11 protein-coding genes are annotated in these 15,635 nt (G+C 68.8%); 3 read left to right on the top strand and 8 right to left on the bottom strand.

Annotated features, from left to right (window positions below; all coding sequences use genetic code 11):
- Positions 1–4 precede the first annotated feature (4 nt).
- Positions 5–2,140 carry a TRAP transporter permease gene (locus AC6RA4_RS00935; protein ID WP_500156490.1) on the top strand — a complete coding sequence of 712 codons (2,136 nt, stop codon included), beginning with the start codon at positions 5–7 and terminating at the stop codon, positions 2,138–2,140.
- A complete protein-coding gene (locus AC6RA4_RS00930) occupies positions 2,137–3,513 on the top strand; it encodes a hypothetical protein (protein WP_500156488.1) in 1,377 nt (458 codons plus the stop codon). Before AC6RA4_RS00935 ends, AC6RA4_RS00930 begins: the two co-directional genes overlap by 4 nt.
- Positions 3,514–3,578: 65 nt before the next feature.
- On the opposite strand, the gene AC6RA4_RS00925 is transcribed toward AC6RA4_RS00930, so the two are convergent.
- The 5 genes from AC6RA4_RS00925 to AC6RA4_RS00905 form a co-directional block, all read right to left on the bottom strand.
- Positions 3,579–4,304 (bottom strand): SDR family oxidoreductase, encoded by a 726-nt coding sequence (locus AC6RA4_RS00925; RefSeq protein WP_500156487.1) that lies wholly within the window; start codon positions 4,302–4,304, stop codon positions 3,579–3,581.
- 42 nt (positions 4,305–4,346) lie between these two features.
- Complete coding sequence (locus AC6RA4_RS00920; RefSeq protein ID WP_500156485.1) at positions 4,347–5,831, bottom strand: aldehyde dehydrogenase family protein; 1,485 nt, start codon at positions 5,829–5,831, stop codon at positions 4,347–4,349.
- Positions 5,822–8,347, bottom strand: a complete 2,526-nt coding sequence (locus AC6RA4_RS00915) for a branched-chain amino acid ABC transporter ATP-binding protein/permease (protein WP_500156483.1) — start codon at positions 8,345–8,347, stop codon at positions 5,822–5,824. Before AC6RA4_RS00915 ends, AC6RA4_RS00920 begins: the two co-directional genes overlap by 10 nt.
- Before the next feature lie 4 nt (positions 8,348–8,351).
- Positions 8,352–9,230, bottom strand: coding sequence for a branched-chain amino acid ABC transporter permease (locus AC6RA4_RS00910; protein WP_500156481.1), 879 nt, complete (start codon positions 9,228–9,230; stop codon positions 8,352–8,354).
- 67 nt (positions 9,231–9,297) lie between these two features.
- The gene (locus AC6RA4_RS00905) at positions 9,298–10,566 is read right to left on the bottom strand and encodes an ABC transporter substrate-binding protein (protein ID WP_500156479.1); all 1,269 of its coding nucleotides are present in this window, start codon (positions 10,564–10,566) and stop codon (positions 9,298–9,300) included.
- A gap of 138 nt (positions 10,567–10,704) precedes the next feature.
- Here AC6RA4_RS00905 and AC6RA4_RS00900 point away from each other — a divergent pair, with 138 nt between their 5' ends.
- Positions 10,705–11,682: a LysR substrate-binding domain-containing protein gene (locus tag AC6RA4_RS00900; RefSeq protein ID WP_500156477.1), complete on the top strand. Its 978-nt coding sequence runs from the start codon at positions 10,705–10,707 to the stop codon at positions 11,680–11,682.
- A 21-nt stretch (positions 11,683–11,703) separates the two neighbouring features.
- Here the strand turns inward: AC6RA4_RS00900 and AC6RA4_RS00895 are convergent, their stop codons facing one another.
- The 3 genes from AC6RA4_RS00895 to AC6RA4_RS00885 are packed head-to-tail and all read right to left on the bottom strand — an operon-like array spanning position 11,704 to position 15,612.
- The gene (locus AC6RA4_RS00895; RefSeq protein ID WP_500156476.1) at positions 11,704–12,081 is read right to left on the bottom strand and encodes a cupin domain-containing protein; all 378 of its coding nucleotides are present in this window, start codon (positions 12,079–12,081) and stop codon (positions 11,704–11,706) included.
- A 26-nt stretch (positions 12,082–12,107) separates the two neighbouring features.
- Positions 12,108–13,886, bottom strand: a complete 1,779-nt coding sequence (locus AC6RA4_RS00890) for a thiamine pyrophosphate-binding protein (protein ID WP_500156474.1) — start codon at positions 13,884–13,886, stop codon at positions 12,108–12,110.
- Positions 13,887–13,899: 13 nt separating this feature from the next.
- Positions 13,900–15,612 carry an FAD-dependent oxidoreductase gene (locus tag AC6RA4_RS00885; RefSeq protein WP_500156472.1) on the bottom strand — a complete coding sequence of 571 codons (1,713 nt, stop codon included), beginning with the start codon at positions 15,610–15,612 and terminating at the stop codon, positions 13,900–13,902.
- Between the last annotated feature and the right edge of the window lie 23 nt (positions 15,613–15,635).

Below are 15,635 nucleotides of genomic sequence, written 5' to 3'. Positions count from 1 at the left end.
CCGCATGACACAGGCAACGGATACCTCATCCGGCGACGGGATCGGCCTCAAGGCCGATCCCAAGGCGCTCAGATGGTTCATCGCCGCGGCGGCGCTCGTCACCGCCGCGATCCATATCTACTACAATTCCATCGGGCTGATCTCTGAGCTGCAATTCGCGGCGCTGCATTTCGGCCTTTTCGGGCTGATGTGCGCGTTCACCGTGCCCGCCCGCAAGGACAGGCTGCGCGGTCCGGCGGCGCTGACGCTCGATATCGCTCTTGGGCTGCTGGCGCTGGCCTGCGGCATCTATTTCATCTTCGCAGAAGACGGCTACTGGGCGCGCGGCGGCCACATGACCGGGCTCGACTGGGTGATGGCGCTCTCGGCCATCCTGCTGGCGCTCGAGTTCCTGCGCCGCACCATGGGCCCGGCGATCCCGATCCTGCTGCTCGTGGCGCTGAGCTATGCCGGCTTCTGGGGCAGCCATATCGGCGGCGTGTTCCGCTTTCCCGGCATCTCGCTCGAGCAGCTGGTGGCGCGGGCCTATTTCGTCAATCTCGGGCTCTTCGGCGACATCGCGCAGATCTCGATGAGCTATGTCTTCATGTTCGTGCTGCTCGGCGCCTTCCTGGTCAAGACCGGCGCCACCGGCTTCATCATCGACATCGCCCGCGCCGCGGCGCGCCGGATGATCGGCGGGCCGGGCATCGTGGCGGTGCTGGGCTCGGCGCTGATGGGCTCGATCTCGGGGGCGGCGGTGGCCAATATCGCCACCACCGGGGTGGTCACCATCCCGCTGATGAAGCGTTCGGGCTACAAGGCCACCTTTGCCGGCGCGGTCGAGACCGCCGCCTCCACCGGGGGCCCGCTGCTGCCGCCGATCATGGGGGCGGGGGCCTTCGTGATGTCGAGCTACACGCAGATCTCCTATCTCCACATCGCCGCGCTGGCGCTGTTGCCGGCGCTGCTCTACTTCATGTCGGTGATCTACCTGATCCGGATGCAGGCGCTGAAGGACGGGTTGACCGAGTTCGAGGATGACGAGGCCAAGCCCATCGGCGAGGTGCTGAAGGCCGGCGGGCTGACCTTTGCCCCGGTGATCGTCCTGGTGATCCTGCTGATGATGAAGTTCACCGCGACCTATGCCGCGGCGGGCGCCATCGTGGCCTCGATCGTCTTTTCCTGGCTGACGCCGAACAAGCTCGGCCCGCGCCAGATCATGGAGGCGGCCATCGACGGGGTGAAAAGCGCCGTGCCGACCTCGATCCTGCTGATCTCCATCGGGCTGCTGGTGGGGGTGCTCGGCACCACCGGCTTCGGCCCGACGTTTTCGCTGATGATCATCGACTGGTCGGGCGGCAACCTCATCATCATGCTGCTGCTGGTGACGCTGGTGTCGCTGGTGCTCGGCATGGGGCTGCCGGTGACCGCCGCCTATATCGTGCTGGCGACGATCTCGGCGCCCTCGCTCGCCGATCTCATCACCACCTCGAACATGATCGAGGCGCTGACCTCGGGCGCGGTGCCCGACAGCGTGGTGATGATGCTCTCGCTCGCCGATCCCGAGATCGCCGCCAAGATCGCGGCAGGGCTGGGGGCGGACGAGGCGCGCACGCTGCTGGCAAGCCTGCCGGTCGACCTGCGCGCCGCGCTCCGGCCGCAGATGCTCGACCACGACGTGATCATGGCCTCGCTGCTGGCGGCGCATATGATCATCTTCTGGGTCAGCCAGGACAGCAACGTGACGCCGCCGGTCTGCCTGCCCGCCTTCGTGGCGGCGGCGATCGCCAAGAGCCCGCCGATGGCCACGGGCTTTGCCGCCTTCCGGCTGTGCAAGGCGCTCTACATCGTGCCGCTGCTCTTCGCCTTCACCCCGCTCCTGAGTGGCGACTGGGGCGAGATGCTGGGGGTGTTCGTGCCGGCGCTGATCGGGCTGCACGCGCTCAGCGCGATGATGAGCGGCGTGATGGAGACCCGTCTGGGCCTGCCGGCCCGCGGCCTTGCGGGGCTGATCGGGGCGGCGCTGCTCTGGCCGCTGCCGCTGGTCTGGAAGCTGCCGCTGGCGCTGGCCTATCTCGGCTGGCTGGCGCTCGACTGGCGCCGGCGCAAGCAGGGCGTCGGGGTGCCGTCGCCGGCCACCGCCGTCGCCGGGTCGTGATCGGCGCGCGGCTGCGACAGATCCGCATTGGCGGTGTGCTGCCGCCGGGGCTCTCGGCGGCGGTCTTTGCCACCGCGGCGCTGATGACCGTGGCCGGATCGCTCACCGGCATCGAAGGGCTGACACGGGCGGCGGGGCTCTGCCTCGCCGCCTTCGTGCTGCTCGAGTTCCGCGCCGTGAAGCCGCCGCAGCAGATCGCGGCGCTCGTGCTGCTGGCCATCGCCGCTGCGGTTGCGCTGCGGGATGGAGCGCTGTTTGAGACCCTGCTGCGCGGGCTCGAGCGCACGCTTCCCTTCCTGCTGATCTTTGCCTCGATTGGCTGGCTGCGCTCGGCGGCGATGCAAAGCCCGGCGGTGCACAGCATCGGCGTGACCCTGCCGCGGCTCGCCCCGGGCCGCCGCTTCGCGGCAATGGCGGTGACGGCGCATCTCATCGGCTCGGCCTTCAACCTCGCGGGCATCGGCCTGCTGGCGCCGATGGTCGATGGGGAGCAGCTCGGCCCCGAGAACGAACGCCGCCTGCGCTGCGCCATCCTCTGGGGCTTTGCCGCGGCGCCCTGCTGGTCGCCCTTCATCGTCGGCACGGTGGCGATCCTGTCGGTCTTCGACGGGCTGGGCTGGACCGAGGCGCTGCCCTACGGGCTGGCGCTGGCGGCGCTCTTCCTGCTCTGGGCCGCGCTCTGGAACCGGCTCTCGCGGGGGCCGGCGGAGGGCTCTGCCAGCAGCGCGGAGCTCGACGAGCTCGCGGCCCCCGCGGCGCGCATGCTCGGCGTGCTCGCGGCGCTGTTCCTGCTGGTCTTCGGGCTGATGGAGGCCGGCGGCGTGGCGCTCACCATCGCCATCGCGCTGGTGGCGCCGGTCTTCGCGCTGGTCTGGGTGCAGCGCGCGGGCTCGGGCGAAAAGGGCGCGCGCTTTGCCCGCGCGGTGGTCGCGGGCTATCCCGGCATGCGCGGCGAGACCACGCTCTTTGCCGCCGCCAACATCTTCGGCACCGCCGTTTCGGCGGCGCTGGCGGGAGGCGAAGGGGCCAATGGCGCGCCCGCTGCCCTGACCGGGGTCTTCTACCTCGATTGCCTGCTGATGCTCTGGGGCTTTCTTGCCGTCAGCGCGGCGGGTCTGCACCCGGTGGTCTCGCTGGTGATCTTCGCAGCATTGGTCGAGCCGCAATCGCTCGGCGTGCCGGTGCCGCTTCTGGCGGCGGTGATGATGGCGCTCTGGGGTGTCGGCACCTCGGTCTCACCGCTCTCGGGGACGACGCTGCTGATGTCGCAGCTCTCTGGGGTGTCTTCGTTCCGCATCGCCTGGCGCTGGAGCGGGGCATTCTATGCCCTGTCCTGCCTGTGGCTGGCGCTATTCGTGACGCTGCTGCGCTAACGCATGAAAAACGCCCCCGCAGGGATCTGCGGGGGCGGCGCTCTGCTCGATTGTCCGTTCTGCCGTCAGACCAGCCCGCCATTGGGCTGGACGATCTGGCCATGCACCCACGACGCCTTGCCAGAGGCGAGGAAGGCCACCACCTCGGCGACTTCCTCGGGGCGGCCGACCCGGTTGAACGGGCTGAGTCCGGCCGAGCGCTGGATCGCCGCCTCGTCCTTTCCGGCGCGGAAGAGATCGGTGTCGACCGGCCCCGGCGCCACGCCGTTCACCCGCACGCCGCGCCCGGCGAGCTCTTTCGACATCGAGCGCAACAGGCATTCGACCGCCGCCTTGGTCGCGGCATAGGGGCCGACCCCGGGCACCGCGACGCGCACAAGCGAGGTGGTGAGCCCGATGATCGTGCCGCCATCGGCAACGTTCTGCGCCGCCGCGCGCAGCACGTTGAAGGCGCCAATGATGTTGACGTCCACGAGATCGCGGAAGCGCTCGTCGGGGAACTGGCCCACCGGGGCGGGCGGCACGTTGATGCCGGCATTGGCGACGACGCAGCTCACGGGCCCCGCATGCGCCTCGGCCACCGCCTCGAACACCGCCGCGATCTCGTCGGGGCTGCGGATATCGGCCTTATGGGCGGTGATCTTGCGCCCCGAGCCCGCCGCCGGGAGCGGATCGGGCGCGGCGCTGGTATAGGTGAACGCGACGTCGTAGCCGTCGGCGGCGAGCGCCTCGACGATGGCGGCACCGATGCCGCGGGAGCCGCCGAAGACAAGAGCTGTCTTGCTGTCCATGATATAACCTTTCTGTCTGGGGACCGCCCGGCGCGGGGCGGCTTACGTGCTGATGGTGACGACGCGCTCTTCGGTCATTTCCTCGACCGCGTATTTCGGGCCCTCGCGCCCGAAGCCGCTGTCCTTGCTGCCGCCATAGGGCATCAGATCGACGCGCGAGCTGGAGGTCTCGTTGATGTGCACCCCGCCGACTTCGAGCTTGCGGGCAAACTCGAAGGCGGGGCCGATGCGGTTGGTGAAGACGCCGGTGGCGAGGCCATAGGGCGTGGCGTTGACGGTGCTCACCGCGTCGTCGAGCGTGTCAAAGGGCACGAGGGAGAGCACCGGGCCAAACACCTCCTCCGACATCACCCGCATCCCGGGCGTGACGCCAGCCAGCAGCGTCGGGCGCACCACCGCGCCCTCGCGGGTGCCACCGGCGAGGCACTCGGCCCCGGCGGCGATGGCCTCGTTGATCCAGCCCTCGACGCGCCGCGCTTCACCCTCGTTGATCAGCGGGCCGGTGATCGTGCCCTCGATTGCAGGATCGCCATAGCGCACCTTGCCCACCGCCTGCGTGAAGCGTGCCTTGGCCTCCTGGAAGAGGCTCCGATGGATCAGCGCGATCTGCACCGAGGTGCAGACCTGCCCGGCCTTGCGGTAGGAGGCGCCCACCACCTTGGGCACGGCGACCTCGAGATCGCAATCGTCGCAGAGCACGGTGAAGGCGATGGAGCCAAGCTCCATCTGGGTGCGGCGCAGCCCGGCGCTCTGCTGGATGAGCCGGCCGACGCCGGTCGAGCCGGTGAAGGCGATGAAGCGCACCCGCGGATCGGCGATGGCGCTCTGGGTGATCGCACCGCCGCCGAGCAGCACCGAGACGAAGCCGTCGGGCAGGCCCGCGTCGTGCAGGATCTCGGCCAGCAGAAGCGCGGTGCCGGGCGTCGCCGAGGACGGCTTGACGATCACCGCGTTGCCCGCGGCGATGGCCGGGGCGACCTTGTGCGCCACGGTGTTGAGCGGCGAGTTGAACGGCGTCACCGCCAGCACCACGCCAAGCGGCACCCGCAGGGTGAAGGCGAGGCGGTTGCCCTGATTGGGCGCGCCCGAGATCGGGATCATCTCGCCCGAGAGGTTGCGCGCCTCCTCGGCGGCGAGCCGCAGGGTCTCCAAACAGCGGTTCAGCTCGCCCCCGGCGTCGGCGGCGGTGAAACCGCTCTCTGCCTGGATCACCTGCCGAACCTGTGCCGAGCGCTCGACCAGCAGCGCCGCCGCCCGGTCGAGGATGGCGCCGCGCTCGTAGGGCGAGGGGGCGCCGCCGCGGAAGGCGGCATGGGCCGAGGCCATGATCTGCTCGAGCTGCGCCGCGCTGGCCTCCTGCCCGGTGGCGATGGGCTGGCCGCTGAACTTGTCGAGCACCTCGAAGGCCTCGCCCTTGCCGGGCAGGGGCTGGCCGGCACAGAACAGCGGCAGCGTCTCGGGATAGGCGGCAGCGCCTGCGGGGGGCGTGGGGGCGCGCATCGCGGGCTCCTCGGGGGTCACAGCCATAGGATTTCCTTTCGCTGGTCGATGTCGTTCAGAAGGCAGCTGGCGGGCCCTTCGTGGAAGACCTTGCCCTGCTCCATGGCATAGACGCGGTCGCTCAGGGCCAGCACGAGGTCGAGATTGTGCTCGACGATGACCACGGGCACCTCGCGGCGGAGCCGGTCGAGCACGCGGAACAGGTCTTCGATCACCGCCGGGGCGAGGCCCTCGAAGGGCTCGTCGAGAAGGAGCAGCTTCACGTCGGCAGAGAGCGCCCGGGCGATGGCCAGCATCTGCTGCTCGCCGCCCGAGAGGAAATCCGCGTGCGAGGTGATGCGCTCCTTGAGGCGCGGGAAGAATTCGAAGATCTTCTCCTCGCTCCAATGCGCGCCGCCTTCGCCCACCGGGCGAGCGAGCCGCCCGAGCGCGAGGTTGTCGCGCACCGTCATGCCCGAGAACAGCCCGCGCCCCTGCGGCACGTAGCCGATGCCGGCGCGGGCGATGTCGGGGGCGGGGGTGCCGGCGATGTTCTGCCCGGCGAATTCGACCACGCCCTCGCGCGGCTTCACCAGCCCCGAGACGGTCTTGAGGAAGGTCGACTTGCCGGCGCCGTTGCGGCCCAGCAGGGCCACGATCTCGCCCTCGCGCACCTCGAGCGCGGCGCCGTCGAGGATGTGGCTCTTGCCATAGTAGGTGTGCAGGTTCTCGACCTTGAGCACCGTCTTGCCGGCCTCGGCTCCGCCGGCGCCGGGGCCCGTCACCGCCGGGGTGCCGGTGCCGGTGTAGATCTCCTGCACGCGCTCGTTGCGGCGGATGAACTCGGGGCTGCCGGCGACCAGCACCGCGCCTTCGTTCATCACCGTCACCACGTCCGAAAAGCCGAGGATGCGGTCGATATCATGCTCGACGATGAGCACTGGGATATGATGCGCCACCGTGGTGATCAGCCGGCCCACGCGCTCGCGCTCGGCCGCGGCAAGCCCGGCCAGCGGCTCGTCGAGCAGCAGCACCGAAGGCTTGCTCGCCAGCGCGATGCCCAGATCGACCAGCCGCTGCCCGCCATAGGAGAGGTCGGCGCCGAGCGTGTCCTCGATGCCCTCGAGCCCGAGGAAGCGGATCAGCTCGGCGGTCTCGGCGTCGATATCGGCAAAACTGTCGGTATCGCGCCAGATGTTGAAGCGCCCGGAATGCTTGGCCTGGAACGACAGCCGCAGGTTCTCGCGGATCGAGACGCCCTCGAACAGGCTGGTGATCTGGAACGAGCGCGCCAGCCCGGACTGGCAGATCGCCTCGGGGCTCTGGCCGGCGATGGAGGCGCCGTTGAGTTCGATCTCGCCCGAGCTCGGCATGTGCTTGCCCGAGATCAGGTTGAACAGCGTCGTCTTGCCGGCGCCGTTGGGGCCGATCAGGGCATGGATCTGCCCCGGTCGCACCTCGAGCCCGGCCTTGTCGACGGCGCGGATGCCGCCGAAATTCTTCGACACGTTGCGCGCCGACAGCACCGTCGCGGCGGTGGAGGGGGCGGGGCAGAGCGTCTGCGGCAGGTCGAGCCCCTCGTAGATCTTGCGCCGGCTCATCGCCGCGCCCTCCTCGGGCGGCGGGTTCAGCTTGTGGCGGATCTTCTGCACGATGCCGACGATGCCGCCGGGCAGGTACATGACGAAGCCCACGAAGATCAGCCCGAACCAGAACATCCAGTCCGAGGTGTAGGTCGAGAGCAGCTCGCGGAAGGTGACGAAGAAGAGCACGCCCACCGCCGGCCCGAGGATGTGGCCGCGCATGCCGCCGATCACCACCATCGCCAGCAGCTCGCCCGAGAACTCGATCGCGGTGCTCTCGGCGGTGACGATGTAGTGCTGGAAGCCCGACAGGATGCCGCCCAGCGAGGTGACCATGGCCGAGAGCACGAAGACCACCAGCTTGTAGCGGTTGACCGGGTAGCCTTGGAACTGCGCCCGCTCCTGGTTTTCGCGGATCGCCACCAGCACGTGGCCGAAGGGCGAGCGCACCACCCGGATCAGCAGGTAGAGCACGCCGAGCCCGATGGCGGCGGTGAAGTAGTAGTAGGTCAGGTTGTTGTCCAGATCGAGCGGCAGCAGCGTGTCGCGGGTCAGGCCGCCGAGCCCGTCCTCGCCGCCGGTGACGGCGGTCCAGCGGAAGGCGATGGAGAAGGTCAGCGCCGAGAGCGCCAGCGTCATCAGCGCGAAATAGACCCCGCGCCGGCGCAGAAGCAGCGCTCCGATGAGCAGCGAGAGCACGCCCACGAACGCCACGCCGAAGACGATGGGCACGACGATCTGGCCCGGAAACAGATGCTGTTGCGACAGCGCCGCGGCATAGGCTCCGATGCCGAACCAGGCGGCATGGCCGAAGGAGACAAGCCCGGTATAGCCCATCATCATGTTGAGCCCGAGGGCTGCGATGACCAGCACGACGATCTGCGTCGCCGTCGAGGTCGTCAGCCCGACCAGCGGCAGAAGGAAGGGCATCAGCAGCAGGGCGAGGGCCGCGCCCAGAAGGGTTGAGGTCTTTTGGCTCATCGGATCAGGTCTCGAACTTGGCGATGGATTCCCCCAGCAGGCCGCGCGGGCGCAGCAGCAGGACGAGGAACATCAGGACGTACATGGAGGCCTCGGAGGCGGCGGGGGCGAAGTAGATCGTCACCCCGCGGGTCACGCCCACCAGCACCGCCGCCAGAACCACGCCCCAGAAGCTGCCGAGGCCTCCGATGATCACCACGACGAAGGCGATGGTCAGGATCTCGGCGCCCATGGCCGGGTGGACGGTGGTGATCGGCGCGAACATCGCCCCGCCGAGGGCGGCGAGCCCGACGCCCAGCATCACCACGGCGGTCATGTAGGGCTGAAGGCGGATGCCGAGGGCTGCGACCATGTCGGGATCCTGGATCCCGGCGCGCACCACGCGGCCGAAGGAGGTCTTGTTGAGCAGCAGCCAGATGCCAATCAGCGCGCAGGCGATGACCAGCAGCATCAAGAGCCGGTACTTGGAGAACAGGAAGCTGCCGAGGATCACCGAGCCGCGGATCTCCTGCGGCAGGGTGGCGGGCAGGGGGGCGGCGCCCCAGATCATCCGGATTGCCTGTTCCGCCACAAGCGCGAGGCCGAAGGTCACCAGCAGGCTGAGGATCGGGTCTTCGTTGTAGAACCGCCGCAGGATGAAGCGTTCGAACAGGATGCCGAGCAGCGCCACGAGGATCGGCGAAACCGCCACCGCGGCGGTGAAGCCAAGCGTGCCCGAGAGCTGCACGAAGACATAGGCGCCGAGCGCGTAGAACGCGCCATGCGACAGGTTGACGATGCCGCCGACGCTGAAGATCAGCGACAGGCCGAGGGCGATCAGCAGATAGTATCCGCCGAGCACGAGGCCGTTCACGACCTGCTCGAGAAGAAAGATGACTTGCATGGTGAACCGGGGTGTCCGCTGCTAGGCGGGCCGCGACGGGGAAGCTCCCGCGACGCGGCCCGGGATGTCAGAGCTTGCAGGCGCCGCCCTCGACCGAGGGGTAGATCGAGTCGAGCGGCTGATCGGAGGCCGGCACCGCGCCGTCGAGCTTGAGCATGGCGTGCACGTCGTCCGCGCCCTCGTCGACGGTGAAGGCATAGGCCTCCTGGATCAGCTGGTGATCCTCGGGCCGGAAATAGGCCTGCCGCGGCTTCATGATGTCGAACTTGGCGCCCGACTCGAGATACTCGATCATGTCGGGCGTGGCCGCGCTGCCGGTCTCGTTGATCGCCTTCGCGGCGATCTGCACCGCGATATACGAGATCCAGGCGTGGTTCTCCGGCACCTTGCCGTAAGCCGCCTGGAAGCGCTCGACAAAGGCCTTGCTCTCGGGCGTGTCGATGCTGTCGAGCCAGACCGTCGGCCAGGTGCCCGAGAGGTTGCCCACCCCGGCGGCCCAGGCATCGGCGGTGTTGAGGTTGAAGCCCACCATCGGGTAGGGCAGGCCGAACTCGGCATATTGCTTGACGAAGTTGGTGACCTGGTTGCCCGCGAGGTTGAGGCAGACAACGTCGGGGTTGGCCTGGCGGATCTTCAGGATGAACGGGCTGAAATCGGTCACGTCGGTGGCGATCAGCTCGTCGCCGATGAGCTCGGCATCGTTCGCGGCAAAGAAGTTCTTGGCCGCCGCCAGCAGGTCATGGCCGAAGACGTAATCGGCGGTCATGGTGTAGAACTTCTTGCTCGAGACCATGCCATCCTGCTTGAGCGCGGTGCCAACCGCGTTGACCATGGCGGTGTTGGGGATGTCGGTGCAGAACATGTAGGGCGAGCAGCGCTCGCCGCGCAGCACGTCCGAGCGCGGACCGACCGCGACGAAGAGCTTCTCGTTGCGCGCCGCGACCTCGGAGATCGCCAGCGAGGTCGCCGAGCTGATCTCGCCGAGGATGAAATCCGCCCCGTCGCGCTCGAGCATGCGCTGCGCCTTGGTGGCGCCGTTCTCGGGGTTGATGGAATCCTCGCTCATCAGCTCGATCTGACGCCCGGCGGCGCCGCCGGCGGCGTTGATCTCCTGCACGGCAAGCTGGGCGCCCTCCACCGCCCAGCCTCCCAGGGTGCCGAGAAAGCCGGTCATCGGGGTCAGGTGGCCGATGCGGATCGGCCCGCTCTGCGCCCGCACGATCCCCGGTGCGCCGAGCGCGGTGGCGACCACGGTGCCGCCGGCGAGCTTCAGTGCGGTGCGGCGTGTGAGCACGCTCTTGCGCCCCGCATTCAGCGAGTTCTGATAAAGCTTCATTGTCTCCTCCCAGATATGGAGACCCCTTTCGCGGGTCCCATGGGGGGAGCGTATCAGCCCGAATTTTCCCGCAAAAATATGGAATTCGGAAGGGCATATAAGCTAGGCATATGGCCCCGCGCGATGATAGGCTCTGCCATGGACATCAGACAGCTCAGATATTTCGTCGAGATCGTGGAGAAGGGCAGCCTCTCGCGCGCCTCGAAAAGCCTGCACATCGCCCAGCCGGCGCTCAGCCAGCAGGTGGCCAAGCTCGAGGACCAGGTTGGCAAGGCGCTGCTGGTGCGCTCGCCCAAGGGGGTCACCCCGAACGAGGCCGGGCGCTCGCTCTATCATCAGTCCAAGCTGATCCTGCGCCAGTTCGAACACGCCATGACCATCGCGCGCTCCGAGGATGGTCAGGTCAAGGGCGTGGTCTCGATCGGCCTGCCGGCGACAACGGTGGCGGCGATCGGTCTGCCGCTGGTCAAGCGGGTGCGCGAGAACTACCCCGGCATCTCGATCAACGTGGTCGAGGCGATGAGCGGCCATCTTGATACGCTGATCCGGCAGAACCGGCTCGATCTCGCGGTGCTGTTCTCGCGCGACAACACCGACGAGCTGTCGGTGGATCCGCTGATGGTCGAGGAGCTGTTCCTGATCCTGCCTGCGACGAGCGATCTGCTGCGCGGGCGCGAGGATGTCACCATGGCCGAGATCGCCGAGGTGCCGCTGATCCTGCCCACCGCGGGCCACGGGCTGCGCCGGCGCATCGAGGCCGAGTTCGAGAGCCGGGCGCTGTCGCCCAACGTGGTGGCCGAGATCGACTCGCTGTCGCTGCTGATGAGCTGCGTGAACGACAATATCGGCGGCACGATCAAGCCGATGGGCGCGGTGATGCAGGAAAGCGCGCGCGGGCGGGCGTTTCGCCGGCTGCGGGTGAGCGACGCGCAGCTGCGGCGCTCGAACTTCCTGTATTCCCTGCCGCCCGACATCATCACCTCGGCCTCGACCGCGGTGGCGCAGGAGCTGAAGATCGTGGTCGAGGAGCTGGTGGCGCGCTCGGACGGCATCGGCTTTCTCGAGCGCCCCAGCCCCAAGCGGCTGCAGCGGACGGAAGAGCCCGAGACGGCCTGACCAGCCGTCCCGGGCGGTGGCTCATTCGTCGGTGACCGGAGTGGTCACCACGATGAAGGTCAGGTCGCCCAGCCCGGTGTTCTGGATCGAATGCCAGGTGCCGGGCGTGATGAAGATCACGTCGTGCTTGCGTACCACGTGGCGCTCCTCTCCGATCTCCATCAGCCCCTCGCCGTCGAGGATGTGATAGACCTGCTCCTGCACCTTGTGCACATGCCGCTCGACATAGGCCATCGGCTGGTAGGTCGAGATCCGGTAGTCGATCTGGCGCGATCCGGTGGTGTCGGGATGCACCAGCGCCTTCGACAGGGCCGAGCCGTAATGCGCCGGGAACTGCTGCCACGGCTCTTCGGCGATGTTGCGGATCACGGTCTTGTACGCGGGGGTTTGGTCGGGCATCGGGTGTCCTCCTCCTCGGGTCTGTCTCAGGGCCGCCAGGGCGTGCCGAAGACCGGCTCTTTCGGCTTCAGCGGCGGCAGCTCCCACGAGCCGGTGGCAGGCGGGCGGATATCGGCATCGACATGCACGTCGATCAGCGCCGGCCGGTTGAGCGCGATGGCCTCCTCCAGCGTGCCGGCGAAATCGCCGGGGCGCTTGACGGTGTAGCCCGCCACCCCCGCGGCCCGCGCCCAGGCGGCGAAATCGGGATTGTAGGGGGTCTTGTTGTCGCCCTGGTAGAAGCCGGTGCCGTATTCGCGGCCCTCGAAATAGCCGTATTGCAGGTCGCGGATGGCGCCCCAGGCGAAGTTGTTCCACACCACCCAGACCACGGGGATGTTGTATTCCACCGCGGTGCAGAGCACATGCGGCACCATGGTGAAGCCACCATCGCCGCTGATCGAGACGCAGACCTTCTCGGGCGCCGCGAGCTTGGCGCCGAGGATCGCGCTCGGGCCGAAGCCCATGCCGGAATAGCCCCAGGTGTTGAGCATCGATTGCGGGTTCCGGGCCTTCCAGAACTGCATGTACCAGTTGTGATGCACGCCGGAATCGAGCGACAGGATGGCGTCGTGCGGCAGCACCTTCTGACACTCCTCGACCATGCGGAAGGGCGAGATCGGCACCGCCTCGCTGCCCCAGTTGGGCGCGATGAAGGCCTCCCACTCGCTGCGCCAGCCGGCGATGTCGCTGGCCCAGCCCTCGAGCCGGGCGGTGCCGTCCAGATCGCGGGTGGCGATCTCGGCGAGGATCTGGCGCAGAAAGCTGCGGGCATCGGCGAGGATCGGCAGGTCGGGCTGGTAGTTGCGCCCGATCTCGGCGTGATCGACATCCACATGCACCAGCTTGGTGTGCGGGAAGTTCCACGAATAGCCCGGCTTCCACGACGAGGCCGAGCGGTCGTCGAAGCGCGCGCCGATGGCCAGCACCAGATCGGCGTGGCGCCCGGCCTGGTTGGCCTGGTAGGCGCCGTTGCGGCCGATGAAGCCCAGAGACAGCGGGTCTTCCATGTCGATCGCGCCCATGCCGTTGGGCGAGGAGATCACCGGCACGTTGAGCAGGTGCGCCAGCTCGGTCAGCTCCTTGCCGGCCTCCGACAGGGTGATGCCGTGGCCGATGAAGATCACCGGGCGCTCGGCGGCGAGCAGCATGTCGACGGCGGTGACCACGTCCTCGGCACTGGCGCCGCTGCGGCGCTTGCCGAAGCCGTTGCCGATGGGCTCGTCCGGCACCTCGGCCTCTTCCTGGAAGAGGTTGTAGGGGATATCGAGATTGACCGGCCCGGGGCGCCCGGTGGTCATCTCCTGCATCGCCTGCCGCATCGCCAGCGGCAGCATCTCGACCCGCGTCGGCTGGAACGAGCGCTTCACCACCGGGCGGATGACGTTGTTGAAATCCGCCTGGTTGTGGCGGTTCAGCTCCTGGAACGGCGCGCGGTTGAACTGCGAGGTCGGCACGTTGGCGGTGATCGCCAGCACCGCCGAGCTGTCGGTCTGCGCCACCGCCAGCCCCATGATCTGGTTGGCCGAGCCCGGCCCGGTCGAGGTCAGCGTCGCGGCGGGTTTGTGCGAGACGCGGAAATAGCCGTCGGCCATGTGTACCGCGGTCTGCTCGTGGCGCGGCGAAATGAGCTTCAGCTCGTCACGGCGCTCGTGCATGCAATCCAGCAGGCCGACATTGCCGTGGCCACAGATGCCGAAGACATGGTCGATGCCCTCCGAGATCAGGCGATCGGTGATGACCTCGCCGCCCTTGCGTTTCGTCATGGGTTCTCCTCCCTCATGTGTCCTGTCCGGCGGCGTGCCGTCCGGCGCACCACCCGAATGTCATCCCCAGCCCGAGCTGCGCGCCCGCTCCGGGATACTCGCCGCCGAAGGGCGAGTGCATGTCGTTGCCGCAGGCATAGAGCCCCGCGATGACCTCTCCCCGGCCATCCAGAACCTGCGCCTGCGCGTTGGTCACCAGCCCGCGGCTGGTGCCGAGCGGTGTCGGCCAGAGGCGCACCGCAAAGAGCCGCCCCGTCCCGATCCCGCCGAAGCACGGGTTGGGGCGGTGCCCGGGATCTCCAAGCGCCCGGTCATAGGCGCTCTCGCCCCGTCCGAACGCGGTGTCCGTGCCGGTGATCGCATCGGCGTTTACCAGCGCCAGCGTCTCGGTGAGGGCCTCGGGTGGCATTGCAAGCTTGCGCGCCAGCGCTCCGGCATCCTCGGCAGTGACGAGATAACCGCGCCTGATGTAGGGGCCGAGCCACGGGGTCCGGGGCCGGATCGCGCCAAGACCGTAGCGGGCGATGAAGCGTCGGTCGCAGATCATCCATGCCGGGATCGTGCGGCCTTCGCCATTGGCGCGATACATCTCGCGGACGAAGTAGTGATAGGGCAGCGCCTCGTTGGCGAAGCGGCGGCCATCCCGACCGACGATGATCGAGCCGGGCTTGGCGCGGTCGAGCACGATATGCGGATAGGGCGCGATGCTGCCATCGGCGCGCGGGAAGAGCGAGCTTGGAAACCACAGGCTGTTGTCGACGCTGGGCGGCCCGAGGTCGCCGCCCGCCTCGAGCCCGAGCCGGATCGTCGAGCCATCGGAGCCCTCTGCCGCGGGGGTGGCCGGGGGCACGGGGCTTGGCATCTGCTCGGCCCGCATCGCTTTGCTTGCGGCAAAGCCACCGCCCGCCAGAACCACGCCCTGCCGCGCCGCGATCTCCTCGCCCGAGGCCAGCGCCACGCCGGTGACCCGCCCGCCGTCGCGGAGAAGCCGCTCGGTCTGCACGCCAGTCTCGACCCGCACGCCCAGCTCGCGGCAGGCGGCGTAGAGCCGCGCGACCAGCGCGTTGCCGATCACCAGCCGGGTGCCCCTGGGATAGCCGCGCAGCCGGTCGGTCACGGCGCGCAGCAGCAGGCGCAGCCCCGCCAGCGCGGCCTGCGGCGAGCGGTCGGCGCGCAGAAGCTCGGAGGCCTCGGCGCGGCTGATAATGATCTGCCCGAAGAGCATCAGCTCGCGCAGTGGTGCCCCGAGCCGGGCGAACTCGGTGCCGAGCGTGCGGCCATCGAAGGGCAGGGGCTCCAGCGCGCGCGATCCCGGTGCCGCGCCGGGCAGGTCGGGGCGGTAATCCTGCGCGCCGGTCAGCGGGCGGAAGGCCAGCCCGGCGCGGGTGCCAAGGTCGTCAAGCATCCGCCGCGCGTCGCGCAGGAAGGCCGCGCGCAGCTCCGGCGCGGCGTTTTCGCCCACCAGCGCGTCGAGATAGCGCGCCGCCTCGCTCAGATCGGCGTCGCCGCCCGCATGGCGGTTGCCCGGCACCCAGACCGTGCCCGAGGACCGGGCCGAGGTGCCGCCGATGCGCGGCGTCTGTTCCAGCACGAGGCAGCTCAGCCCGCCGAGCGCCGCGGTGAGCGCGGCGGTCAGCCCCGCCGCGCCGCTGCCGAGCACGATCAGGTCGGTGCTGGCAGGCAGAGCGGCAGGCGCGGTGTCCGGGGTGGTTCGTGCAGGGGCCATCTAAAGCGTCCGGCGATGGGATT

The sequence above is a fragment of the Salipiger sp. genome (assembly GCF_059781815.1).
Note: the sequence above shows the minus strand (reverse complement) of the source record. Positions and strands in the feature narration are given on the sequence as shown.